This is a genomic window from Rahnella sp. Larv3_ips (genome assembly GCF_003697865.1).
In the GTDB taxonomy this organism is placed as follows: Bacteria; Pseudomonadota; Gammaproteobacteria; order Enterobacterales; family Enterobacteriaceae; genus Rahnella; species Rahnella rivi.
The window spans coordinates 156,696-172,215 of sequence record NZ_MJIB01000008.1; the positions used below are offsets into that span (position 1 = coordinate 156,696).

Genomic DNA, 15,520 nt, shown 5'->3' on the forward strand with positions numbered 1-15,520 from the left:
CCGGTTAAGGCTGGTTTTTTATTATCTGCACCCGAGTAAAACCAGGTGCGATAAATTATGCGTCAGTCGTGCGACGTGGTGCGCGGCTTGGCGGACGACGTTCGCCTGCAGCAGAAGAACCTTCACGACGATCGCCGCTGAAAGAACGTGGAGCGCCGTTACCACGACGTTCGCCACCTGCACCCGCAGGACGGTCACCGTTGAAAGGACGCGGAGCACCGTTACCACGACGCTCACCACCTGCACCGGCTGGACGTTCGCGACGCGCAGCCTGTGGCTGAGCATCACCCAGTAACTGCATGTTCATCGGTTTGTTCAGGATACGAGTACGGGTGAAATGAGACAGAATCTCGCCCGGCATACCTTTCGGCAGTTCGATAGTAGAGTGCGTACCGAACAGCTTGATGTTACCGATGTAACGGCTGCTGATGTCGCCTTCGTTAGCGATCGCGCCAACGATGTGACGAACTTCAACACCATCATCACGACCCACTTCGATGCGATACAGTTCCATTTCGCCAGCGTCACGACGCTCACGACGTGGGCTGTCGCCATCACGTGCAGGACGGTCGTTGCTGCGCGCCGGACGGTCACGACGATCGCCACGGTCACCGCGATCGCCACGTTCTTCAAATTCACGACGCGGTGGACGGCTTTTGAAGATTGGGTCAGCAGCAACAATCAGAGGACGTTCGCCCTGTGCCATTTTCAGCAGTGCAGCAGCCAGCGTTTCGATGTCCAGCTCTTCTGCAGGTTGCAGTTTAGCCAGCAATGCGCGGTACTGATCCAGATCGCTGCTTTCCAGTTGTTGCTGAACTTTTGCTGCGAACTTAGCAAGACGACGCTCGCCCAGGACATCAGCAGTAGGAATTTCAACTTCTGGAATGGTCAGCTTCATGGTGCGTTCAATGTTACGCAACAGGCGACGTTCACGGTTTTCGACGAACAGTAATGCACGACCAGCACGGCCTGCACGACCGGTACGACCGATACGGTGAACGTAAGACTCAGAGTCCATCGGGATGTCATAGTTAACAACCAGGCTGATACGTTCTACATCCAGACCACGTGCTGCCACGTCGGTTGCGATAAGAATGTCCAGACGGCCATCTTTCAGACGCTCCAGGGTTTGCTCGCGCAGCGCCTGGTTCATGTCGCCGTTCAGTGCAGCGCTGCTGTAGCCGCTACGTTCCAGAGCTTCGGCCACTTCAAGGGTCGCGCTCTTAGTACGAACGAAGATGATGGCTGCATCAAAGTCTTCTGCTTCCAGGAAACGCACCAGTGCTTCGTTTTTACGCAGGCCGTGTACAGTCCAGTAGCTCTGGCTGATGTCCGGACGGGTAGTCACGCTTGACTGGATACGTACTTCCTGTGGATCTTTCATGAAGCGACGCGTAATGCGACGAATCGCTTCTGGCATGGTTGCAGAGAACAACGCGGTCTGATGTTCAGCCGGGATCTGCGCCATGATAGTTTCAACGTCTTCGATGAAGCCCATACGCAGCATTTCATCAGCTTCGTCCAGCACCAGACCGCTCAGGTTAGAGAGGTTCAGGGTGCCGCGTTTCAGGTGGTCCAGCAGGCGGCCCGGGGTACCCACAACAACTTGTGGACCTTGACGCAGTGCGCGCAGCTGAACGTCATAGCGCTGGCCGCCGTAAAGGGCAACCACATTCACGCCATGCATATGTTTAGAGAAATCGGTCATTGCTTCAGCAACCTGAACCGCCAGTTCGCGGGTCGGAGCCAGAACAAGAATTTGTGGTGCTTTCAGTGAAGCATCAATGTTGTGCAGCAAAGGTAAAGAGAATGCAGCAGTTTTACCGGAACCGGTCTGCGCCATACCCAGAACGTCGCGGCCACTCAGCAGGTGAGGAATACACTCAGCCTGGATTGGTGAAGGTTTTTCGTAGCCCAAATCAGTCAGGGCAGAAATGATCGGAGCAGACAGCCCCAGGTCAGCAAAAGAGGTTTCAAGCTCAGTAGTCATGTACACGTGCCTCATTAATAATGGCAGCCAGTCTACATAACTCGTCGAGAAAATTTTCAGTCATTTTCATTGAAAAGTGTGAACCGGCTCAAATTAGATTATAAAACGAACAAAGCAACCCTCGCCCGTTAAGGCGCTTAAAAATGGTAAAAACCATGATTAATCAGGCTGATTGGTGTCGTCAGCTATTGCTGGTCCGATTCTGATAGGTCGTCTTGCTCTTGGCCCAAAAGCGCCAATTCCAACAATGCATAGCGGTGCTCAACAAAGTTGTGAACGTTGTTAGCTACCGTCAGTTTGAACAGTGCCGCAGCGCTGTTCTTGTCCCCCAGACTTAGGTAGTGCTTACCTAAATAGAAGTCAGTTTCACTGAGATGCTCAGCGAGCGAAGTGTTATCCGTTGCTTCTGCCTTGAGGCGTTCCATCAGCGTAGATTCGCTGATTTTGCCCAGGTAGAATTCGACGATATTCCATCCCCATTGCCCTCTGTCCGCTTTGTCATAACGCTGTTGAAGCGCTACGTCGGCATCCTTTGGATTGATTTCTCGCTCCGCAAGATAAAGCCATAATGAACGGAAGGGATCATTTGGATCGTCTCGATAAAACGCCTGCAGATCATCCTGCGCTAACGAGAATCGGCCACCGTAATACAGGGCGATACCTCGGTTCAAACGCGCGTAGTTGTAAGTTGGATCAAGCTCTAGTACAGAATCAAACGCTTCATAGGCAGCATCGAAATTGCCTGCCTGCGTTAGGTAAATCCCCAGGTAGTTAAAAACTTCTGGCATATCAGGACGAACAGACAGCGCTTGTGAAAAATCATTACGCGCCAGTGCTCTTAGCCCGAGACTATCATACAGCACACCGCGCTCATATAATAGCTGTGCTCTCTCATCATCGGTTAATGACCGGCTGGCAAGAATTTGTTCCATGCGTGCCAGGATGACTTCCTGCTGCAACGTCGGCTGCAAAGGAATCGCCAGAACTTCATTTTTACGCCAATCATGGTTGCTGCATCCTGCCAACATAAGTGCTGTCGCAACATAACACCAGCGCAAGAAAGGCTTCATTTCTACTCCCGGAGACAAACATTGGATAGACGTCCTGTCATCCGCTTGCTTAACACAAACGCGTCCTACGCTCGTGATACGAACAGCTCCTCTCCGGATGGAAAGGAGCTGTAAAACTTCTGTTACAGATTATTCTGCGTCAGGTTGCTTAGTTGTATCGTCCTGAGTCGGTGCAGTGGCTTCTTTGATGCTCAAACGCACACGGCCCTGACGGTCAACTTCCAGTACCTTAACCGGTACTTCCTGACCCATTTGCAGGTAATCAGTCACTTTCTCTACACGCTTGTCAGCGATTTGAGAAATGTGAACCAGACCTTCTTTACCGCCGCCGATGGCAACAAACGCACCAAAGTCTACGATACGGGTCACTTTACCCTGATAGATACGGTCAACTTCGATTTCTGCAGTGATCTCTTCGATACGACGGATAGCGTATTTCGCTTTCTCGCCGTCGGTTGCTGCGATTTTCACAGTACCGTCATCTTCGATTTCAATGGTTGTACCCGTTTCTTCAGTCAGGGCACGGATCACAGAACCACCTTTACCGATCACGTCCTTGATTTTGTCCGGGCTGATCTTGATGGTGTGGATACGTGGAGCAAACTGAGAGATGTCGCCGCGCGGAGTGCTGATAGCCTGTTCCATTACGCCCAGAATGTGCAGACGCGCACCCTTAGCCTGGTTCAGAGCCACCTGCATGATTTCGCGGGTGATACCTTCAATTTTGATGTCCATCTGCAGCGCGGTGATACCATCGCGGCTACCGGCTACTTTGAAGTCCATGTCGCCCAGGTGATCTTCGTCACCCAGAATGTCAGACAGAACAACAAAGCTTTCGCCTTCTTTAACCAGACCCATTGCAATACCTGCAACAGCGGCTTTGATCGGCACACCTGCATCCATAAGGGCCAGAGATGCACCACAAACAGAAGCCATAGAAGATGAACCGTTAGATTCAGTAATTTCAGACACGACACGTACGGTGTACGGGAAGTCTTCTGGTTTTGGCATCATCGCCAGCACGCCGCGTTTCGCCAGGCGGCCGTGACCAATTTCACGACGTTTTGGTGAACCCACCATCCCGGTCTCACCAACGGAGTACGGAGGGAAGTTGTAGTGGAACAGGAAGCTGTCAGACTTCTCGCCCATCAGTTCATCCAGGTTTTGCGCGTCACGGGCAGTACCCAGAGTTGCAGTAACCAGTGCCTGAGTTTCGCCACGCGTAAACAGCGCTGAACCGTGAGTACGTGGCAGAACGCCAGTACGAACGTCCAGACCGCGGATCATGTCTTTTTCACGGCCATCGATACGTGGCTCGCCACGCAGAACACGGCTACGCACCACATTCTTCTCAATGCTACCCAGCAGGTCAGAAATTTCGCCAGCGTCCAGCGCTTCATCTTCTGCTTGCAGGGTCTGAACCACTTCCGCTTTGATGACGTTGATCTGAGCGTAACGGTCTTGTTTATCAGTGATCAGGTAAGCATCACCTAAACGAGATTCTGCCAGCGCTGCAACGCGAGCGTGCAGCTCTGCGTTAACCACTTCTGGTTGCCAATCCCATTTCGCTTTACCGACTTCAGCAACCAGAGAGTTGATGTTATCGATAACGATTTGTTGTTGCTCGTGGCCGAACACCACAGCGCCCAGCATCTGGTCTTCGCTCAGAACGTCAGCTTCAGACTCAACCATCAGAACCGCGCCTTTAGTACCGGCAACGACCAGGTCAAGACTACTGGTTTTCAATTCATCTGCGGTTGGGTTCAGAACGTACTGATCGTTAATGTAACCCACGCGTGCTGAACCGATTGGGCCGCTGAAAGGAATACCAGACAGGCTCAGGGCAGCGGACGCACCGATCATCGCAACGATGTCAGGGTTTACTTGCGGGTTCAGGGAAACCACGGTCGCGATAACCTGAACTTCATTCAGGAAACCTTCCGGGAACAGTGGGCGAATTGGACGGTCGATCAGACGTGAAGTCAGTGTTTCGCCTTCGCTTGGACGGCCTTCACGACGGAAGAAGCTACCCGGGATACGACCAGCAGCATAAGTACGCTCCTGGTAGTTAACAGTCAGTGGGAAGAAACTCTGACCTGGTTTGGCTTTTTTCTGGCCAACAACGGTAACGAATACCGCGGTGTCGTCCATGCTAACCATCACGGCTGCAGTCGCCTGACGCGCCATCATGCCGGTTTCCAGCGTAACGGTGTGCTGGCCGTATTGGAATTTACGAATAGTCGGATTAAGCAATGTAATGTCCTTAATTGTGGCACGCAGCTGTTATGACAGCAGTTCACGCCGATAGATATCCGAGCTTCTCACTACATTCTCGCGACTAATGACAATCCTTATTGACCTGACAATGTGGCAATAAAGTCTCTCATTAGCCGCGCGAAAACATCTGTAACGGAAGTTCATGTTCTTAGAAAAACAGCAGAAACAACAGCCATACAGTACCCTGATTTGGTGTTGCTTCCTAGAATAAAGGGGCCTATTGGCCCCTTTACACTGAAACTCGCTTGATTAGCGACGCAGACCCAGACGTTCGATCAGGCTGGTGTAACGCGCTACATCTTTACCCTTCAGGTAGTCCAGCAGTTTACGACGCTGAGAAACCATACGCAGCAGACCACGACGGCTGTGGTGATCTTTTTTGTGCTCTGCAAAGTGACCTTGCAGATGGTTAATTTGAGCAGTCAGCAGAGCAACCTGAACTTCGGTAGAACCACTGTCGTTAGTGCCGCGACCAAAGTCGGAAACGATTTGAGCTTTAGCTTCAACGCTTAGAGACATAATTATACTCCAAAATATTATAGATAGTTTAAACGGGTGCCGATCTCTAATTCAGCTACCCAATGCATAAGCTGCGCTATTCTACCCTTTGCTATATATGATCGCAAGGTGGGCAAAAAGCGCTTATTCGGCGTATTCGACGACTAAACGACGTGGCGCAATGCGGCCATCATCGTCAATTTCGCCAATGCCGATAAACTTATGTTCTTCACCTTCCGTAATGCGAACCATGCCGCTCGTCGGTGCGCCCGATGCCTGAACAGGTTGACCCTGTTTAACGTATCCGGCCACCACTGGCAGCAAATTCACTTCCGGGAAGTCTTCGCATGCGCTGTCCATAGGCAGCAACAACGGATCCAACAGCAAGCGTGGCTCGATGCCCTGCTCTTCTGCCTGAGCAATCAACTCATGGAGTTTTTCCATTGTGACCATGCGCTCAAGGGGATACGTAGCCACCTGCAAACGACGCAAATAAGTGACGTGTGCGCCACAACCCAATTTTTCACCTAAATCATCCACAATAGTGCGAATGTAAGTGCCTTTTGAGCAATGGATTTCCAGTTCAACCTCAACGCCTTCCCAGCGGATAAACTTCAGTTCATACACCGTAATACTGCGAGATTGACGGGGAACTTCGATACCCTGGCGTGCGTATTCATACAGCTTCTTGCCTTCGTATTTTAACGCAGAATACATAGAAGGAATTTGCTGGGTTTCCCCGCGGAAGCTATCGAGTGCGTCGTCGAGTTGCTGCGGCGTAAAGGTTATTTCACGTTCGGAAACGATCTCACCTTCAGCGTCAGACGTATCAGTGCGTTGGCCGAGGCGGGCAATGACCCGATAACGCTTGTCAGAATCCAGCAGAAAACGCGAGAACTTGGTCGCTTCACCTAAACACAATGGCAGCATGCCAGTTGCCAGAGGGTCGAGCGCACCGGTATGTCCTGCGCGGTTCGCGTTGTAGAGGCGTTTCACCTTTTGCAGGGCATCGTTGGAAGACAAGCCGTAAGATTTGTCCAGTAGCAGAACGCCGTGAATATCACGGCCGCGGCGACGTGGGCGGCTCATTATGCTTCCTCGTCGTCGCCTGCAGCTGAACGACGTTCAGCATCATTCTTCACGACGTTAGTCACCAGGTTAGACATACGCATGCCTTCAACCAGGGAGTTATCGTAAGCAAAGGTCAGTTCCGGAACAACACGCAAACGCATCGCTTTACCGATCAGGGTACGAATGAAACCTGATGCATCCTGTAAGGCTCTGATGCCGTTTTTCACACGATCGGGATCGTGATTATCGGTGGTCAACACGTCGAGGAAGGTAACGAACACTTTGGCATAAGCCAGGTCACGTGACACTTCTACGCCGGACACGGTGGCCATGCCAACGCGTGGATCTTTGACTTCGCGCTGTAAAATAATCGCGATTTCTTTTTGCATCTCCTGAGAGACACGTTGAGTACGGCTAAATTCTTTTGCCATGATTCTTTCTCCACTTGCTCCAGACAAATAAGGGGGCGCAAGGCCCCCATCTGGATATCAGCTACTTCGCAAACGTTAAGCGATAGTACGTTTGATCTCGATGATTTCGAAGACTTCGATCACATCACCAGTACGCACATCGTTGTAGTTCTTAACGCCGATACCACATTCCATGCCGTTACGAACTTCAGCAACGTCATCTTTGAAGCGACGCAGGGATTCCAGCTCGCCTTCGTAGATCACCACGTTGTCACGCAGTACACGGATTGGGTTGTTACGTTTGATCATACCTTCAGTAACCATACAACCTGCAATTGCGCCAAATTTCGGTGACTTGAACACGTCACGAACTTCAGCCAGGCCGATGATTTGCTGTTTGTACTCTGGCGCCAACATACCGCTCATCGCCTGTTTGACTTCATCAATCAGGTTATAGATGACGGAGTAGTAACGCAGATCCAGGCTTTCGCTTTCTACAACGCGACGGGCAGAAGCATCCGCACGCACGTTGAAGCCCAGGATGATCGCACGGGAAGCGGCTGCCAGCGTTGCATCAGTCTCGGTGATACCACCGACACCCATACCCACGATTTTGACTTTCACTTCGTCGGTTGACAAGTTCTGCAGTGCATCGGAAATCGCTTCGCAAGAACCCTGTACGTCAGATTTCAGAACGATGTTCAGTTCAGAAACTTCACCTTCGGTCATGTTCGCAAACATGTTTTCCAGTTTAGATTTCTGCTGACGAGCCAGTTTCACTTCGCGGAATTTACCCTGACGATACAGAGCAACTTCACGAGCTTTCTTCTCATCACGAACAACAGTCACTTCATCACCCGCAGCCGGAACGCTGGACAGACCCAACACTTCGACAGGAATAGAAGGACCTGCAGACAGAATGTCACGTCCCAGTTCATCGCGCATCGCACGAACACGGCCGTATTCGAAGCCACACAGAATGATATCGCCTTTATTCAGCGTACCTTCCTGAACCAGAACTGTTGCTACCGGGCCGCGACCTTTGTCCAGGAAGGACTCAATCACAACACCACTTGCCATACCGGTACGTACCGCTTTCAGTTCCAGTACTTCAGCTTGCAGCAAGATGGCTTGCAGCAGATCGTCGATACCCGTACCGACTTTCGCAGAAACATGGATGAACTGAGATTCACCGCCCCACTCTTCCGGCATAACGCCGTACTGAGAAAGCTCGGTGCGAACGCGATCTGGATCAGCATCTGGCTTATCAATTTTGTTCACTGCAACCACGATTGGCACGCCAGCCGCTTTCGCATGCTGAACTGCTTCAATGGTCTGTGGCATCACGCCATCATCGGCTGAAACAACCAGAACCACGATGTCAGTTGCCTTGGCACCACGTGCACGCATTGAAGTAAACGCGGCGTGTCCCGGAGTATCCAGGAAGGTGATCATACCGTTTTCTGTTTCAACGTGATAAGCACCGATGTGCTGAGTAATACCACCGGCTTCGCCCGCAGCAACTTTCGTTGAGCGAATGTAGTCAAGCAGGGAGGTTTTACCGTGGTCAACGTGACCCATGATGGTCACAACCGGAGCACGTGGCTCAGCGGCAGCTGAAGCACCGGTATCACGGTCGCTCATCAGCGCTTCTTCCAGCTCGTTCTCACGACGCAGGATGACTTTATGGCCCATTTCTTCAGCAACCAGTTGAGCAGTTTCCTGATCAATAACCTGGTTGATAGTAGCCATCGCACCCAGTTTCATCATCGTTTTGATGACCTGAGAGCCTTTAACTGCCATTTTGTTCGCCAGCTCAGCAACGGTAATGGTTTCACCCACAACAACGTCACGATTCACTGCAGCGACAGGCTTGTTGAAGCTCTGTTGCAGTGTGCTTGGCTTACGCTTGCCTTTACCATTACGGCCAACGGCACGTGCTTCTTCGCGATCCGCTTTAGATTCAGACAGTTTATTGCCTTTCTTCTGCTTGGTCGCTTTGCCACCGCGGGTACGGCTACGACGTTCGCCTTCAACTTTGGCGTCGTTTTCGTCTTCAGCTGCACGGGCGTGGGTAGAAGTGGTGACATGATAGTCAGCAGATTCTGATTCGCTTGGCGCGACAGTTTCAGTCCAGACACCTGAGTCAGCCATTTTGCGGGCTTCCTCTGCGATGCGCTTGGCGTTTTCTTCAAGCTTACGCTGGGCTTCTTCTTCCGTTTTGCGTTTCAGCTCTGCGGCTTCAGCTTCACGGCGTGCTTTCTCTGCCTGAGCTGGTTTGGTTACTTCGTCAGTATGTTGATTCGTCACTTTATCTTTTTCCGCTGCATCACGCTTAGCTTTATCAGCGGCCTCACGTTTAGCTTGCTCTTCGGCGGCGCGTTTGGCTTTTTCCTGAGCTTCGCGCTGGGCTTGCTCTGCTGCTGCACGCTGTGCCTGTTCTTCCGCGTCACGCTTCGCCTGCTCTTCCGCTTCGGCCTGGGCAAGTTCTGCTTCGGTCATATCACGTTTAACATAAGTGCGTTTCTTGCGGACTTCGATTTGCACCGATTTACTCGTCCCGCCGGTGCTCGGAATATTCAGTGTACTACGCGTTTTGCGTTGTAACGTCAGTTTGTTTGTCGCACCAGCGTTTCCGCCATTCAGATGCGCCAACAATGTTTCTTTTTCCTGCTGGGTCACAGAGTCAGATTCGGACTTCGAGATCCCTGCATCAGCAAATTGCTGTACCAGGCGATCTACCGGGGTCTGAATCTCTGCCGCCAGCGATTTTACAGTTACATCTGTCATGCTGTTCCTTCCTGCTACAGTTTATTACGCGTTGTCGCCAAACCAGCAGATATTGCGCGCGGCCATGATAAGTTCACCAGCCTGCTCGTCAGTAAGACCTTCAATATCAGCCAGATCGTCGACACCCTGCTCGGCAAGATCTTCCAGCGTACAAACGCCTTGTGCAGCCAGTTTAAACGCCATGCTACGTTCCAGACCCGCCAGGTTCAGCAGATCGTCAGCAGGCTTGTTGTCACCGAGACTTTCTTCCTGGGCTAAAGCCAACGTCGTCAGCGCTTCTTTCGCACGTTCGCGAAGCGCATTCACGGTGTCTTCATCCAGGCCGTCGATTTCAAGCAGTTCGTTCACTGGCACATAAGCCAGTTCTTCGAGAGTAGAGAAACCTTCTTCTACCAGAACCGTGGCGAAATCTTCATCAATGGCCAGGTATTTAGTAAAGGTTTCAATCGCAGCGTGTGCCTCAGCCTGATGTTTGGCCTGAAGGTCGTCTGCTGTCATCACGTTCAGTTCCCATCTGTCATCACCACGATGTTGTTTCAACAGTTGGGAAGCCAAACGTACGTTCTGACCATTACGGCCAATCGCCTGTGCCAGGTTGCTGGCTTCAACGGCGATATCCATGGTGCATTTATCTTCATCAACCACGATGGAGGCAACATCTGCCGGAGCCATGGCGTTGATAACGAATTGCGCAGGATTGTCATCCCAAAGGATGATATCGATACGTTCGCCGCCCAGTTCACTGGAAACGGCCTGAACGCGTGCACCGCGCATACCGACACAAGCACCGACAGGATCGATGCGTTTGTCGTTGGTTTTCACTGCGATTTTTGCACGGGAGCCAGGATCGCGGGCTGCCGCTTTAATTTCGATCAGCTCTTCACCGATTTCTGGCACTTCAATACGGAACAGTTCGATCAGCATTTCGTTGCGCGAACGGCTGACAAACAGCTGTGCGCCACGTGCTTCAGGACGAACATCATACAGAACGCCACGAATACGGTCGCCAGAGCGGAAGTTTTCACGCGGAAGCATATCTTCACGCAGGATCACAGCTTCAGCATTGCTGCCTAAATCCAGGGCGATGCTGTCGCGGTTAACTTTTTTCACGACGCCAGTGACGATTTCGCCCTGCTGTTCACGGAACTGCTCAACAACCATCGCGCGTTCAGCTTCGCGTACTTTCTGTACGATAACTTGTTTTGCGGTTTGGGTGGTGATGCGGTCGAATGTGACTGACTCGATTTGATCTTCGATGTAACCGCCGAGTTCGATAGACGGTTCTTCATACTGTGCTGCTTCGAGGGTGATTTCACGCGTTGGCTGAGTCACTTCGTCGACTGCAACCCAACGACGGAAGGTATCGAAGTCACCTGTTTTACGGTCAATGCTGACGCGGACTTCGATTTCCTGCTCGTATTTTTTCTTGGTCGCTGTTGATAATGCAATTTCCAGCGCTTCAAAAATCTTCTCGCGCGGGAGGGATTTTTCATTAGAAACTGCTTCTACAACAGCCAGAATCTCTTTGTTCATCCTAGTTGCCTCTTCCAAACTCTTTAAAAGTGGGGTACCAGGTTCGCTTTCTGGATGTTGCTCAGTGCGAACACTTCGTCTTTCCCTTCCACAGTCACCGTGATCATTTCGCCTTCGACAGCTTTGATGATGCCCTGCCATTTGCGACGATTCTGGACCGCCATACGCAGTACCATGCTGACTTCGTCACCGATAAAACGTTGATAATGCTCAGCGGTGAACATAGGACGATCAAGGCCTGGAGAGGAAACTTCCAGGTTATAGGCGACGGTGACTGGATCTTCAACGTCCAGCACAGCGCTCACCTGGTGGCTGACATCAGCACAATCATCAACATTGATCCCGGCGTCACTATCAATATAGATGCGCAACGTCGATTGGCGAGCCCGAACGAACTCGATGCCCACCAGCTCAAAGCCAAGTGCCTCGACTGGTGCTGTAATCAGCTCTGTTAATTTTTGTTCTAATGTGGACAAGCCCACCCCCAAGACATAAAAAAAGGGCTAAATAGCCCAGTGATTCTGTTGCCAAATAACAAAAAACCCCGATAAATCGGGGCTTTATGCAACTGGACCCTATTTGCCGCATAGCGGCTTCGGTACAACTTTCTAAGTGTTATTTTCAAATTGAAGCTTTCAAATGGGAACTGCAGAACATCACAGGAAGATACTGAAAGTCTATTTGAAATAAACACTTAGGGAAAGTGGTTGCGGGGGCCGGATTTGAACCGACGACCTTCGGGTTATGAGCCCGACGAGCTACCAGGCTGCTCCACCCCGCGTCCGAAAACGTGGGAAATACTACGCCGATAATCGCTAAAAAGCAAATTATCACAAAGATTGGTACCGAGGACGGGACTTGAACCCGTAAGCCCATTCGGGCACTACCACCTCAAGGTAGCGTGTCTACCAATTCCACCACCTCGGCACTCTTTTTTTTCACAATCGCTTGTACTGTCCAAGTTCAAGCCACTGTTTAAAACTTTTCACTTCTTTAGGTAAGAAGGTTACTGCTTAGTGAGGAACATCACTGTTCGGCGCTGCTGGAGCTGCCGGTGCAGTTGTCTGCTCAGTTTGCGCTGGCTGACTTAAGTTTTCCCACTCACTGCCTTTTTGGCCTTTATTGGTGCTCATGTTCCCAAGAATCAAACTAATGATAAAGAACAAAGCGGCCAACACGCCGGTCATACGGGTCATGAAGTTACCGGAACCACTCGAACCGAACAATGTGCCTGAAGCACCTGCTCCGAAAGAGGCTCCCATATCAGCGCCTTTACCTTGTTGCAGCATAACCAAAGCCACAAGGCCGATTGCTACGATAAGGAAAATCACCAGAAGAGCGTCGTACATAGTAGTACCTGTATCCTCGCGGGTTCACCGCATGCCAATTGCTTCTCACCAATTTAGCAGGCCATTTAAGGACCCACTGAAGCGGGTGTGAATACTAACCAAAGCCGTATGGCCGCGCAAGAGCAATTTGCAATGGAATGTTCGTTTGCGGAAAAAAACGGCAAATTCATCCAAAAAACCTTAATCAGGTATTATCTGCGCCGTTATCTGATGAGGAGACAACGGCGCAGAGCAGAAAAATTCGCCATTTCTTATCGGGTTACGGCTTGACCGCTTTCACTGCATCGGCAATGCGATTGGCTAATTTTTCTACCAGCTCCGCATCTTCACCTTCCACCATGACACGCAACAAAGGTTCTGTGCCTGATTTACGCAATAAAACGCGGCCACGGCCTGCAAGTTGCTTTTCAACTTCAGCGGTTACCTGCTTCACTTCATCAGATTCCAGCGGATCATGTTCGCCAGCGAATCGCACATTAATCAGAATTTGGGGCAATAATTTCATACCGCTGCACAAATCATGAAGAGTCATGTGGTTACGGACCATTGCGGTGAGTACTTGCAAACCTGCAACAATACCGTCTCCTGTGGTCGTTTTGTCCAGCAAGATGATATGACCGGAGTTTTCAGCACCAATACGCCAGCCTTTTTCCTGCATTTTTTCCAGAACGTAGCGGTCGCCCACTTTCGCACGTGTGAAAGGAATGCCGAGCTGCTTGAGCGCAAGTTCGAGGCCCATATTACTCATCAGCGTGCCTACCGCACCGCCTTTAAGTTGCCCCTGACGTAGGCCTTCACGCGCGATGATATAAAGAATCTGGTCGCCATCAACTTTGTTACCTTCGTGGTCAACCATGATCAGACGATCGCCGTCACCATCAAATGCCAAACCGACGTCAGCTTTTTCTGCCAGAACGCGCTGTTGCAACTGACGAACGTCCGTTGCGCCGCACTCTTCGTTAATATTCATGCCGTCTGGCTCACAGCCGATAGCGATGACTTTCGCGCCCAGCTCGCGCAGTACACTTGGCGCAATGTGATAAGTTGCACCGTTAGCACAATCGACCACAATTTTCAGACCGTTAAGGCTGAGTTCGCTCGGGAAAGTCCCTTTGCAAAATTCGATGTAACGACCTGCCGCATCCACTATACGACTGGCTTTGCCTAACTCTGCCGATTCAACGCAGGTCAGCGGTTTTTCCAGTTCGGCTTCGATGGCTTCTTCCACGTCATCTGGCAGCTTTGTCCCATCGATGGTGAAAAATTTGATGCCGTTATCGTAATAAGGATTGTGGGAAGCAGAAATCACGATCCCAGCTTCTGCACGGAAAGTACGCGTCAGATACGCCACCGCAGGTGTGGGCATCGGTCCGGTAAAGGAAGCCGATAAGCCCGCTGCCGCCAGCCCTGCTTCAAGAGCAGATTCCAGCATATAGCCCGAGATGCGTGTGTCTTTACCAATAATCACTTTACGAGAGCCGTGGCGCGCTAAAACTTTTCCCGCTGCCCAGCCGAGTTTGAGAACGAAATCTGGCGTGATTGGGTTATCACCTACTTTTCCGCGAATGCCATCGGTGCCAAAGTATTTACGGTTGCTCATAGTTATTTTTTATCCCTTGCAGAAAGTGTAGCTTCGACGACACGCATCGCTTCGACGGTTTCTTTTACATCATGTACACGGACGATCTGAGCGCCCTGCATGGCTGCGATAACAGCACAGGCAACACTTCCCGTCACACGTTGTTCTGGTGAGACATGAAGCAGTTGGCCGACCATGGATTTCCTCGACATGCCAACAAGAAGAGGCAAGCCGAAATGATGAAACTCAGCCAGTCTGGCGAGCAACTGGTAATTGTGGTTCAGATTTTTACCGAAACCAAAGCCCGGGTCGAGTAACAATTTGCTTTTCGGAATGCCGGCATTCTCACAGCGTGCAATTTTTTCAACAAAATACTCCGCGACTTCAGCAACCACATCCTCATATTTTGGGGAGTGCTGCATTGTTTTCGGTTGCCCTTGCATGTGCATCAGGCAAACGGGCAAACCTGTTTCTGCGGCTGCCTGTAATGCGCCCGGCTCTTGTAAAGAGCGAATGTCATTGATCAGATGCATACCTGCGCGGGCAGCTTCGCGGATAACGATCGCTTTTGATGTATCCACTGAAATCCAGACATCAAAGCGACGGGCAATCGCCTCAACAACCGGCACCACACGCGCCAGTTCCTCATCTTCACTGACCTCAGCAGCACCTGGACGCGTCGACTCTCCGCCAATATCAAGAAGGGTTGCCCCGGCATTGATCATCGCCTCAGCATGCCTGAGTGCGAGATCCAGCGAGTTATGCCTACCTCCATCGGAAAAGGAATCCGGCGTAACATTCAGGATCCCCATTACCTGAGGAAAAGTGAGGTTTAGAATCGATTCTCTGGCTGTGAGTTGCATACGTCATGTCTCGTTTGATCGGTCAGTGGTCGTAATATCTAAATTCCGGGGCAAAGAATGCACGCATAAAAAACCCCGGGCAAGCCCGGG

The 15,520-nt window shown here is 51.1% G+C and carries 13 protein-coding genes and 2 tRNA genes; all 15 read right to left on the reverse strand.

Going from position 1 to position 15,520, the window contains the following annotated elements; translation table 11 throughout:
- Window positions 1-55: 55 nt before the first annotated feature.
- Window positions 56-1,990: a DEAD/DEAH family ATP-dependent RNA helicase gene (locus ED901_RS14000; RefSeq protein ID WP_122096272.1), complete on the reverse strand. Its 1,935-nt coding sequence runs from the start codon at window positions 1,988-1,990 to the stop codon at window positions 56-58.
- The gene (gene yrbN / locus ED901_RS25630; protein ID WP_096335046.1) at window positions 1,980-2,060 is read right to left on the reverse strand and encodes a protein YrbN; all 81 of its coding nucleotides are present in this window, start codon (window positions 2,058-2,060) and stop codon (window positions 1,980-1,982) included. The genes ED901_RS14000 and yrbN overlap by 11 nt, the downstream gene beginning before the upstream one ends.
- Before the next feature lie 115 nt (window positions 2,061-2,175).
- The gene (nlpI, locus tag ED901_RS14010; protein WP_056782429.1) at window positions 2,176-3,060 is read right to left on the reverse strand and encodes a lipoprotein NlpI; all 885 of its coding nucleotides are present in this window, start codon (window positions 3,058-3,060) and stop codon (window positions 2,176-2,178) included.
- A 129-nt stretch (window positions 3,061-3,189) separates the two neighbouring features.
- Window positions 3,190-5,313: a polyribonucleotide nucleotidyltransferase gene (pnp, locus tag ED901_RS14015; protein WP_056782430.1), complete on the reverse strand. Its 2,124-nt coding sequence runs from the start codon at window positions 5,311-5,313 to the stop codon at window positions 3,190-3,192.
- A gap of 273 nt (window positions 5,314-5,586) precedes the next feature.
- Window positions 5,587-5,856 (reverse strand): 30S ribosomal protein S15, encoded by a 270-nt coding sequence (gene rpsO, locus ED901_RS14020; RefSeq protein WP_056782431.1) that lies wholly within the window; start codon window positions 5,854-5,856, stop codon window positions 5,587-5,589.
- Between the two features lie 123 nt (window positions 5,857-5,979).
- Window positions 5,980-6,924: a tRNA pseudouridine(55) synthase TruB gene (truB, locus tag ED901_RS14025; protein ID WP_056782432.1), complete on the reverse strand. Its 945-nt coding sequence runs from the start codon at window positions 6,922-6,924 to the stop codon at window positions 5,980-5,982.
- Window positions 6,924-7,337: a 30S ribosome-binding factor RbfA gene (rbfA, locus tag ED901_RS14030; RefSeq protein ID WP_056782433.1), complete on the reverse strand. Its 414-nt coding sequence runs from the start codon at window positions 7,335-7,337 to the stop codon at window positions 6,924-6,926. Before rbfA ends, truB begins: the two co-directional genes overlap by 1 nt.
- Window positions 7,338-7,412: 75 nt before the next feature.
- Complete coding sequence (gene infB, locus ED901_RS14035) at window positions 7,413-10,106, reverse strand: translation initiation factor IF-2 (protein ID WP_056782434.1); 2,694 nt, start codon at window positions 10,104-10,106, stop codon at window positions 7,413-7,415.
- Between the two features lie 24 nt (window positions 10,107-10,130).
- Window positions 10,131-11,639, reverse strand: a complete 1,509-nt coding sequence (gene nusA, locus ED901_RS14040) for a transcription termination factor NusA (protein ID WP_056782435.1) — start codon at window positions 11,637-11,639, stop codon at window positions 10,131-10,133.
- A 23-nt stretch (window positions 11,640-11,662) separates the two neighbouring features.
- Window positions 11,663-12,115, reverse strand: coding sequence for a ribosome maturation factor RimP (gene rimP, locus ED901_RS14045; RefSeq protein WP_056782522.1), 453 nt, complete (start codon window positions 12,113-12,115; stop codon window positions 11,663-11,665).
- Window positions 12,116-12,343: 228 nt separating this feature from the next.
- Window positions 12,344-12,420 (reverse strand) — tRNA-Met (locus tag ED901_RS14050).
- 59 nt (window positions 12,421-12,479) lie between these two features.
- A tRNA-Leu gene (locus tag ED901_RS14055) sits at window positions 12,480-12,566 on the reverse strand.
- A gap of 86 nt (window positions 12,567-12,652) precedes the next feature.
- Window positions 12,653-12,988, reverse strand: coding sequence for a preprotein translocase subunit SecG (gene secG, locus ED901_RS14060; RefSeq protein ID WP_056782436.1), 336 nt, complete (start codon window positions 12,986-12,988; stop codon window positions 12,653-12,655).
- A gap of 259 nt (window positions 12,989-13,247) precedes the next feature.
- Window positions 13,248-14,588: a phosphoglucosamine mutase gene (gene glmM / locus ED901_RS14065; protein ID WP_056782437.1), complete on the reverse strand. Its 1,341-nt coding sequence runs from the start codon at window positions 14,586-14,588 to the stop codon at window positions 13,248-13,250.
- 2 nt (window positions 14,589-14,590) lie between these two features.
- Window positions 14,591-15,430, reverse strand: a complete 840-nt coding sequence (folP, locus tag ED901_RS14070) for a dihydropteroate synthase (RefSeq protein WP_122096273.1) — start codon at window positions 15,428-15,430, stop codon at window positions 14,591-14,593.
- Window positions 15,431-15,520 lie beyond the last annotated feature (90 nt).